This is a genomic window from Zemynaea arenosa (assembly GCF_004614185.1).
GTDB lineage: Bacteria > Pseudomonadota > Gammaproteobacteria > Burkholderiales > Burkholderiaceae_D > Telluria > Telluria arenosa.
In genome coordinates this window covers 1-8812 of sequence record NZ_SPVF01000211.1, presented here as the reverse complement: position 1 = coordinate 8812, position 8812 = coordinate 1, and the positions used below count along the sequence as shown (strand labels likewise).

The window sequence follows — 8812 nt, the reverse complement described above, 5'->3', positions numbered from 1 at the left end:
GCCCCGCCCCTGACGCCCGAAGCCGCGCTGGCGCGGGCCGACATCGGCAGCGGCATGTTCCCCGACCAGGTGCTGGAGCGCGCCGGCTTCCCGGTCGAACGCGCGGATGTCATCAGCATCTCCGGCCCACAGGATGCGAAAACCGCGATGGCCGCCATCCAGGCCCGCCACTGCGCCACTTTGCTCAGCACCGGCTACACGGCCATTGGCGCCTCCCGCACCGGCGCGCAATGGCAGATCGTCCTGGCCCTGCCCGAGCGCCCGACCTTCGCCCGCACCCTGCCCGACTGGCACGAGGCCGGCCGCACCATCCTGGCCGCGGTGAACGAGGCGCGCGCCCAGACCCGCATGTGCGGAGACCGCGAATACCCGGCCACTGGCCCGGTCACGTGGAACGAGACCCTGGGCGAAGCGGCCCTGCGCCACTCGCGCGACATGGCCACGCGCCGCTTCTTCAACCACCGCGGCAGCGACGGCACGCTGGCCCCGCAGCGCGCCACGCAGGAGGGCTACGCATGGCACCGCATCGGCGAGAACATCGCCTCCGGCCAAGGTACGCCGGAAGAAGCGGTGGCCGGCTGGATCGCCAGCCCGGGCCACTGCGCCAATCTGATGAACCCCGGATTTTCGGAAATGGGTGCGGCCTACGCGGCCAACCCAACCCGTCACGTGCTGTATTGGACGCAGGTCTTCGCGAGTCCGCGCTAGACCGCCTTGGGCCTGGCCCCGACATGGAATGAGATCTGGGCCACGCCGTCGACACCGGCGGTGACCTGGTCGCCGGGCGCCAGCGGGGCGACGCCGGACGGCGTGCCGGTGAAGACGAGATCACCGGGGCGCAGCGCCACGCTGTGCGAAATATGCGAGAGCACTTCGGCTACGTTGTAGATCATGTCCGCCAGGTCGCCCTGCTGGCGCAGCTCCCCGTTCACCTTGAGCCAAATCCGGCCAGTCTCCAGCCAGCCGGTCTGCTGCACCGGAACCAGCGGCGAGCAGGGACCGGAGGCGTCGAAGCCCTTGGCCCAGTCCCAGGGGCGGCCGGAGTTCTTGGCCTCGGCCTGCAGGTCGCGCCGGGTGAGGTCGACGCCGACGCCGTAGCCCCACACCAGCGAGCGCGCCTGCTCCGGCGTCAGATTGACGCCCGTGCCACCCACCGCCACCACCAGCTCGATCTCGTGATGCAGGTCGCCCGTCAGCGGCGGATACGGCAGGGTACCCTCGGCCGCGACCACCGCATCGGCCGGTTTCATGAAGAAGAACGGCGCCTCGCGCGTTGGGTCACTACCCATTTCGCGCGCGTGCGCGGCGTAGTTCCGGCCGACGCAGAACACGCGGCGGATCGGAAAACGGCTGGTGCCGCCGGCGATGGCGGCGGTGGGTTGCTCCAGCTTGAAAACGGTATCGGTCATGTCCGGTCACTCCTGCAGATCACATTCCGCCACCATACCATGCGGGGGCGGGCTATCCGTTGGCGAGATAAGCCAGTTCGGCCTCGCTGAAGCCCGCGCGGCGGCGCGCGTCCAGGTTGAACGGGCCCTTGAGCACCGGAGCTTCGTGCCGGAGCGCGAGCTCGCGGTAGGTCGGCAGCGGATCCAGGCCGCGCTGGCGGCACAGGTGCAGGTACCAGCGGTTGCCGATTTCGACGTGGCCTTCCTCGTCGCGCAGGATGATGTCGAGGATGGCGGCGGCAGCGGCGTCGCCGGCCTGCGCGAGCTTGGCGCGCAGCGGCGGAATGGCATCGAGACCGCGCGCTTCCAGCGTGCGCGGGACCAGTGCCATGCGGGCCAGCACGTCGTTTTTCGTTTTCTCGACCATCTCCCACAGGCTGTCGTGGCCGGGGAAGTCGCCGTAGGCGTGGCCGAGAGTGTGCAGGTGGCCGTCCAGCAGCAGGTAGTGGGTGGACTCTTCATGGGCCACGCGCAGCCAGTCGGCGTAGTACTGGTCCGGCATGCCAGGGAAGCGCCAGAGGGCGTCCAGCGCGAGGTTGACGGCATTGAACTCGATGTGGGCGAGCGCGTGGATCAGCATCGCGCGGCCCTCCGGCGTGGCCATCGAGCGGCGGCCGACGAGGCGTGGCGGAACCAGTTCGGGCCTTACGGGGCGGCCGGGGATCGTGTCCAGCGGCGTGAACACGGCCGCAGCATCCAGCCCGCAGCCGCCGTCCGCCCAGGCCTGCGCCAGCGCTGCCACCCGCTGGGCCTTGGCGGCGGGATCGGTGTCGAGCAGGCAGGCGAGCGCCTGGGCGCGCAGGTCGGGTGGGTGGGCCACGATATTCATGTACGGCAGAAAAGGCGGCAGTGTACTATGGCGCGCGAAGACGTTCCCCCAACCACTCCAACAGGACCACAGATGAAATTTGCGCTGGCCGCGCTGGCCGCCCTCCTCAGCCTCCCGACCCTCGCCGCCGAAGTTCCGGGCCACGTCCATTGCCCGTCGTGCGACGAATGGAATGCGCCGCAGAAGCCCTTCAACGTCTACGGCAATACGTGGTACGTGGGCACGGCGGGCCTCTCCGCGCTGCTGGTCACCGGGCCGCAGGGCCACGTACTGCTGGACGGCGCGCTGCCGCAGTCTGCGCCGCAGATCCAGAAGAATATCGAGGCGCTGGGCTTCCGCATCCAGGACGTGAAATACATCCTTAACTCGCACGCGCATTGGGACCACTCGGGCGGCATCCCCGCGCTGCAGCGCGCCAGCGGTGCGGTGGTCGTGGCCAGCGCGGCCAGCGAACGGGAACTGCGCGCCGGGACCAACACGCCGGACGACCCGCAGTACGATCCAGCCACGGCGACCACGGTCGAAAAACTCACCGGCGCCCGCATCATCCAGGACGGCGACACCGTCAACGTCGGCCCGCTCAAGCTGACCGCCCATTTCACCCCCGGCCACACGCCCGGCTCTACCACCTGGACCTGGCAGTCCTGCGAGCAGAACGTGTGCCGCAACGTGGTCTACGCGGACAGCCTGAATCCCGTCTCCACCGACGGCTTCCACTTCACCGGCGACGCCACCCACCCGGACATCTCGCAGTCCATGCGCGCCAGTATCGAAAAGGTCGCTGCCTTGCCTTGCGACGTGATCGTGTCCGACCACCCCGGCTTTACAGACACCTTCGAGAAGCTGAAGGCCAGGACAGCGACCCACAATCCCTTCGTCGACCCGGCCGGCTGCAAGGCCTATGCTGCGCTCTTCATGCAGCGGCTGGAGCGCCGCATCGAGACCGAGCGCAAGGAGAAGGCGCGCTGACCGGCCGCAGCGCCTGCGGCGCAGGCGTGATACGCTGTGGCGTCGTGCGCTGCCCCCACGCTGACCCCACGCTGACCCACGCTGACCCCAACACCGGCCCCAGGAGCCGCCATGCTCACGCTGCATTCCACCCTGCTGTTCGTCGTTCCCTTTGCCGTGGCCGCGGCCATCCCGGGCCCAGCCCAGGCGGTGATGCTCGCGCGGGCCGCCGTCACCGGAGCGCGCCGCACCATGCCCTTCACGCTCGGCATGGTGGCCGGGAACGCCCTGTGGCTGCTGGCCGCGGCGCTGGGCCTCGCGGCCCTGGCGGCAAAGTTTGCGACCGCGTTCCTCGTGGTCAAATGGGCGGGCCTGCTCTACCTCGCATGGATCGCCGTGCAGCTCTGGCGGGCACCGGCGGCCGACGGCAGCACACCGCCCGTCGCGCGCGAAGGACTGTGGCGGTCCCTCGCCAGTGGCGCCGCGCTCACCCTGGGGAACCCGAAGGCGATCGTGTTCTTCGGCGCCGTCCTGCCCCAGGTGTTCGACCTGCGCGCGATTGGCGGTGCCGATCTGGTGGAAGTGATGCTACTGGGCGTGACGACCGACCTGTGCGTGCAGGGCACCTACCTGCTGCTGGTGCACCGCATGCGCCGCGCCCTGGCTTCGCGCCGCGGCGCACGGGTGCTGCAGCGCACTGCCGCCGGCGCGATCGCCACCTCCGCCGTCGTCATCGCCGCACGTAGCTGATCAGAACAGCGCCTGCTGCGGGCTGGTGAGGCGCGCGAAGCTGTCGCCGACGAAGACGAGGATGGCGTCGGCGATGGGTTCGAGCTGGCGCGTGAGATAGTGCTCGTAGTCGATCGGCGAGCGCACCCTCTCCATCGGCTCCGGGCCAGCCACCGTCATCAGGTAGCGAATCCACCCGCCCTTGGCGTACTGCGGCGGGCGGCCCTGGCTCTGGTGGAATTCGTCGGCTATGCGCGCAGCGCGGACATGCGGCGGGACATTGCGCTGGTATTCCTCCAGCGGACGGCGCAGCCGCTTGCGGTACACCAGCAGCTCGTCATGCGTGCCATTCAGGATACCCGCCACCGTTTCGCGCACATAGTCGTCATATGGCTCGCCCTTGAAGATCCGCAGATAGAGACCCTGCTGGAACTGCTGCGCCAGCGGCGTCCAGTCGGTGCGCACCGTCTCCAGGCCTTTGTAGACCACGTCCTCGGTGCCGTCGTCGCCCAGCACCAGGCCCGCATAACGCTTCTTGCTGCCTTCGTCCGACCCGCGCACGGTCGGCATCAGGAAGCGGCGGTAGTGCGTGTCGTACTCCAGCTCCAGCGCGCTCTCGAGGCCCAGCTCTTCGCGCAAATGCGTGCGCCACCAGCCGTTGACTTTATCAACCAATTCGCGGCCGATGCGCTGCGCCTCCGCTTCCTCATGCGCGCCGCCCAGCCACACGAAGGTCGAATCGGTGTCGCCATAGATGACCTCATAGCCTTGTGCCTCGATCAGCGCGCGCGTGCGGTGCATGATGTCGTGCCCGCGCAGTGTGATCGACGAGGCCAGGCGCGGATCGAAGAAGCGGCAGCCGCTCGAACCCAGCACGCCGTAGAAGGCATTCATGATGATCTTGAGCGCCTGCGACAGCGGCTGGTTGCGCTCTTTCTTGGCCGCCTCGCGCCCGGCCCAGATGCGCGTGACGATGCCCGGCAGGCAGTGGCGCGTGCGCGAGAAGCGCGCGCCGAGGAAGCCGGGCACGGTGTCCTTCCCGTCTTCCCGCAACCCTTCCACCAGGCCGACCGGATCGATCAGGAAGGTGCGAATGATGGACGGGTACAGGCTCTTATAGTCCAGCACCAGCACCGAGTCATAGAGCCCGGAGCGCGAGTCCATCACGAAGCCGCCGGGGCTCTCGCCACCACGCACGTCCCCGATATTGGGTGCCACGTGCCCCATGCGGTGCATTACCGGCATGTACAGATGCTCGAATGCTGCCACCGACCCGCCGCTGCGGTCCGCCTGCAGGCCGGTGACGCTGGCGCGCTCCAGCAGGAACGCCATCAGGCCCGTGTGCGCGAAGATGCGCGTCACCAGCTCGCAGTCCTTGAGGTTGTAGCGCGCCAGCGATGGCTTGTCCTCCGCGAACATGCGGTCGATTTCCGCCATCCGGTCGTACGGGTTGCCGATGTCCTTGCCCTCGCCCAGCAGGTGCTGCGCCACGTATTCGAGGCTGAACGACGGGAAGCTCCAGGTGGCCGACCGCAGCGCCTCGATGCCATCGATGACGAGCCGTCCCGGCACGTTGACGAAGAAGTGATCCTGCTTCAGCCCATGCTCGCGCCACTCGACCGCGCTGCCGCCGCGGCCCAGCCGCAGCGCATAGCCGAGGCGTTCCGCCTGCCGCTGCAGGGTGCGCAGGTCGAACTGCACGACGTTCCAGCCAATGATGGCGTCCGGGTCGTGGCGCGCGAACCACTCGTCCAGCTTGCGCAGCAAGTCCAGGCGCGTGGCGCAGTAGTCGAGGGCGAAGTCCACCTCCACCGCCGGTGCGGCAGGCTCGGGGCCGAGCATGTACACCTGCCGCTGGCCGCAGCCTTCCAGCGCGATCGAATACAGCTCGCCCTGGAAGGTGGTTTCGATGTCCAGCGAGACCAGCCGCAACGCCGGGCGGTAGGACGGGTCGGGCCTGAGCTGCCCGTCCAACAGCAGCTGCGGCGCCCCGGCGGACGGCGTGCGGTCCACCGTGCCTGTGAAGCTGACCGGCGCGGTGATGAAACGCTCCATCAGGTAGCGCTCCGGCGGCCGGATGTCGGCCTCGTACACATCCACGCCGTGCTGGCGCAGGCGCTTGTCCAGCTTGAGCAGCTGGCGGTACTGGCGGCAGTACAGGCCAAGCACGGGGCGGTGCTGGAAGTCCGTGAGCGCGAGCGGGCGCAACTCCCAGCCGCGTTCCGCGCGCAGCACCGCCTCGGCCATCTCGCGCTGTTCGGCCGGAACGAAAGCGACCGCCGGCTGCGCAGCCAGGCGCACGCAGCGCGGCCCCGCGGCGGTGGCGAGCCAGAATTCGGTCTCGACGCCCGCGTCGGTGTCGCGCCAGTGCCGCGTCAGCAGGAAGCCCTGGCCGCCGGCCCGCGCGGCCGTGTTGATGCTGTGTTGTTCCATCCCGCCATTATGACGGTCCACAGCCGGGCCGGACAAAGTGAACATTCGCTGCCGCGCGGCTAACTGGCGCACCCGCAGCCCTGCATTTGCTATGTTGGCCGCACGGCTACGGCCGGAATTCCAACGTTTCGCAAGGAGAGAACCATGGCAAGCGTAAATGCACCCAGTATGGAACGCCGGCATATCCCCGACCGGCGGACGACAATGGCAAAAAGCGTCCCCGGCGCCATGTCCGGCCTGGATTACACGGCGATGGTCCTGATGATCGTCGGTGGCCTGAACTGGGCCATGGTCGGCCTGTTCGACGTGGACGTGGTGGCCAGCCTGTTCGGGGCGGGCAGTGCGCTCACGCGGCTGGTGTATGTGGTGGTCGGCCTGGCGGCGCTGTACTCCATCTACACCCTGGTCAAGATGGGGCGCAACCACACCGGCCACACCGGCAGCTCCAGCAGCTCGGGCAGCATGAACAGCTGACCCGCTGCGCCCTCCGCAGCTCAACGGTTTCCGGCGCCAAAAAAGCGCTACAATCTGGCGCTTTCACGCGGCGACATCCAGTCGCCGCGGCCGGGGACCACATGCATATTTCCTGCCCTTCCGCCATCACGTCCAGCGCGCGCGCCGCGCCGGAAGGCATACCCGTCCCCGCGTCAACCCTCACCAACAGAAGCAGGATCCACCTGCCCACCCGCAGTACCTACCCAAAAGCCTGACACAATCAGAGGAGACAACATGAGTTTATTCCGAACGAAGGACCTGAACCGCACCGTGGCGCTGAGCCGCGGCCCGGGTGGATTGAAAAAGGTCCTGGGACCAATGGACCTGATCCTGCTCGGCATCGGCGCCGTGATCGGCACGGGCATCTTCGTACTGACGGGCCAGGGCGCAGTGACGGCTGGGCCGGCGCTCACGCTGTCGTTCGTACTCGCGGGGATCTGCTGCGGCTTTGCGGCGCTGTGCTACGCCGAGTTCTCGTCCACCGTGCCGGTGGCAGGTTCCATCTATACCTACAGCTACGTCACCATGGGGGAGCTGGTGGCCTGGATCATCGGCTGGGACCTGATGCTCGAATACGGCCTGGCCACATCCGCCGTGTCGGCGGGCTGGTCGGGCTACTTCCAATCCCTGATCGGCAGCTTCGGCCTGCACCTGCCGCGCGAGCTGACCGCCGCACCGGGCGCGGTCCCCGGCGTGACGACCTGGATCAACCTGCCGGCCCTGTGCATCGTGCTGGTGCTGACCTTCATGCTGTCGCTGGGCGTGCGCGAATCGGCACGGGTCAACAACATCATGGTCGCGATCAAGGTGGGCGTAGTGCTGTTGTTCATCCTGGTCGGCGCACGCCACGTGCAGCCGCACAACTGGCAGCCGTTCATGCCGCACGGGATGGGCGCCACGGTGAGCGCCGCCGCCCTGATGTTCTTCGCCTTCATCGGCTTCGATTCGATCACCTCGGCGTCCGAGGAAGTGCGCAACCCGGAACGCAACCTGCCGATCGGCCTGATCGGTGCGCTCGGTATCTGCACAGTCCTCTACATCCTGGTGACCGCGATCATGACCGGGATCGTCCCGTTCGACAAATTCAAGGGTATCGATCACCCGGTGTCGCTGGCCCTGCAGTATGCCAACGAAAACTGGTTCGCCAGCTTCGTCGACCTGGGCGCCATCCTCGGCATGACCACTGTGATGCTGGTGATGACCTACGGCCAGACCCGCATCATCTTCGCGATGTCGCGCGACGGCCTGCTGCCGAAGCGCCTGTCGAAAGTGCACCCGCGCTTTGGCACGCCCTTCTTGGCCACCTGGGTGGTCGGAATCGTGTTCGCGCTGCTGGGCGCCCTGGTGCCGCTCGAAGTGCTGGGTGAGCTGGTCAACATCGGCACGCTGGCGGCATTCTGCCTGGTGTCGGTGGCCGTGATTGTGCTGCGCAAGAAGCGCCCGGATCTGCCGCGCGCCTTCCGCTGCCCGGGCGTGCCGGTGGTGCCGGTGCTCGCGGTGGCATTTTGCCTCACCCTGATGGCCTTCCTGAAAGCCATCACCTGGATCGCGTTCGGCATCTGGCTGGCTCTCGGTCTGGTGGTGTATTTCGCCTATGCACGTCACCATTCGCTGCTGAACCAGCCCGCGTCCGCGCGTGAGGAAGTCGCCACCTGAGGCGCCCTCAAGGTTCCGCAAAACTCCAGGGGCGCGGCCGATAGGGGCGCTCCAGCGCGGCACGCTCCGCGGCGCTGAGCTGCACCTCCAGCGCCGCACACGCGTGGTCGATATGCTCGATCCGGGTGGCGCCGATGACCGGGGCGGTGACGCGCCGGTCGTGCAGCAGCCAAGCCAGGGCCACCTGGGCCAGCGGCAGTCCACGCGCCTGCGCGCAGGCGTCAAGGGCGTCGACGACCGGGCGGTCCTGCTCCGCCGTGCCGCCGTACAGCGC

At 68.1% G+C, this 8812-nt stretch carries 9 protein-coding genes; 5 read left to right on the top strand and 4 right to left on the bottom strand.

The window, feature by feature from the left end; translation table 11 throughout:
* Positions 1-708 (top strand): CAP domain-containing protein (locus tag E4L96_RS16425; protein ID WP_135208296.1); only part of this gene is annotated, 708 nt, incomplete at its 5' end.
* Here E4L96_RS16425 and E4L96_RS16420 read toward each other — a convergent pair.
* On the bottom strand, positions 705-1409 hold the full coding sequence (locus E4L96_RS16420; protein WP_135208295.1) for a fumarylacetoacetate hydrolase family protein: 705 nt from the start codon (positions 1407-1409) through the stop codon (positions 705-707). The genes E4L96_RS16425 and E4L96_RS16420 overlap by 4 nt on opposite strands.
* A gap of 52 nt (positions 1410-1461) precedes the next feature.
* Positions 1462-2277, bottom strand: coding sequence for a ferritin-like domain-containing protein (locus E4L96_RS16415; protein ID WP_135208294.1), 816 nt, complete (start codon positions 2275-2277; stop codon positions 1462-1464).
* Between the two features lie 72 nt (positions 2278-2349).
* Between E4L96_RS16415 and bla the strand changes: the two genes are divergently transcribed.
* A complete protein-coding gene (gene bla, locus E4L96_RS16410) occupies positions 2350-3246 on the top strand; it encodes a subclass B3 metallo-beta-lactamase (RefSeq protein ID WP_135208293.1) in 897 nt (298 codons plus the stop codon).
* Positions 3247-3357: 111 nt separating this feature from the next.
* Entirely contained in the window at positions 3358-3975 is a 618-nt protein-coding gene (locus tag E4L96_RS16405; RefSeq protein WP_135208292.1) for a LysE family translocator, read from the top strand.
* Here the strand turns inward: E4L96_RS16405 and E4L96_RS16400 are convergent, their stop codons facing one another.
* A complete protein-coding gene (locus E4L96_RS16400; RefSeq protein WP_135208291.1) occupies positions 3976-6387 on the bottom strand; it encodes a DNA polymerase II in 2412 nt (803 codons plus the stop codon).
* Positions 6388-6591: 204 nt separating this feature from the next.
* Between E4L96_RS16400 and E4L96_RS16395 the strand changes: the two genes are divergently transcribed.
* Both E4L96_RS16395 and bcaP read left to right on the top strand, forming a co-directional pair.
* Entirely contained in the window at positions 6592-6861 is a 270-nt protein-coding gene (locus tag E4L96_RS16395) for a DUF378 domain-containing protein (RefSeq protein ID WP_229414562.1), read from the top strand.
* 255 nt (positions 6862-7116) lie between these two features.
* Entirely contained in the window at positions 7117-8538 is a 1422-nt protein-coding gene (gene bcaP / locus E4L96_RS16390; protein WP_135208289.1) for a branched-chain amino acid transporter BcaP, read from the top strand.
* Between the two features lie 7 nt (positions 8539-8545).
* Here the strand turns inward: bcaP and E4L96_RS16385 are convergent.
* Positions 8546-8812 (bottom strand): aldo/keto reductase (locus tag E4L96_RS16385; RefSeq protein WP_135208288.1); only part of this gene is annotated, 267 nt, incomplete at its 5' end.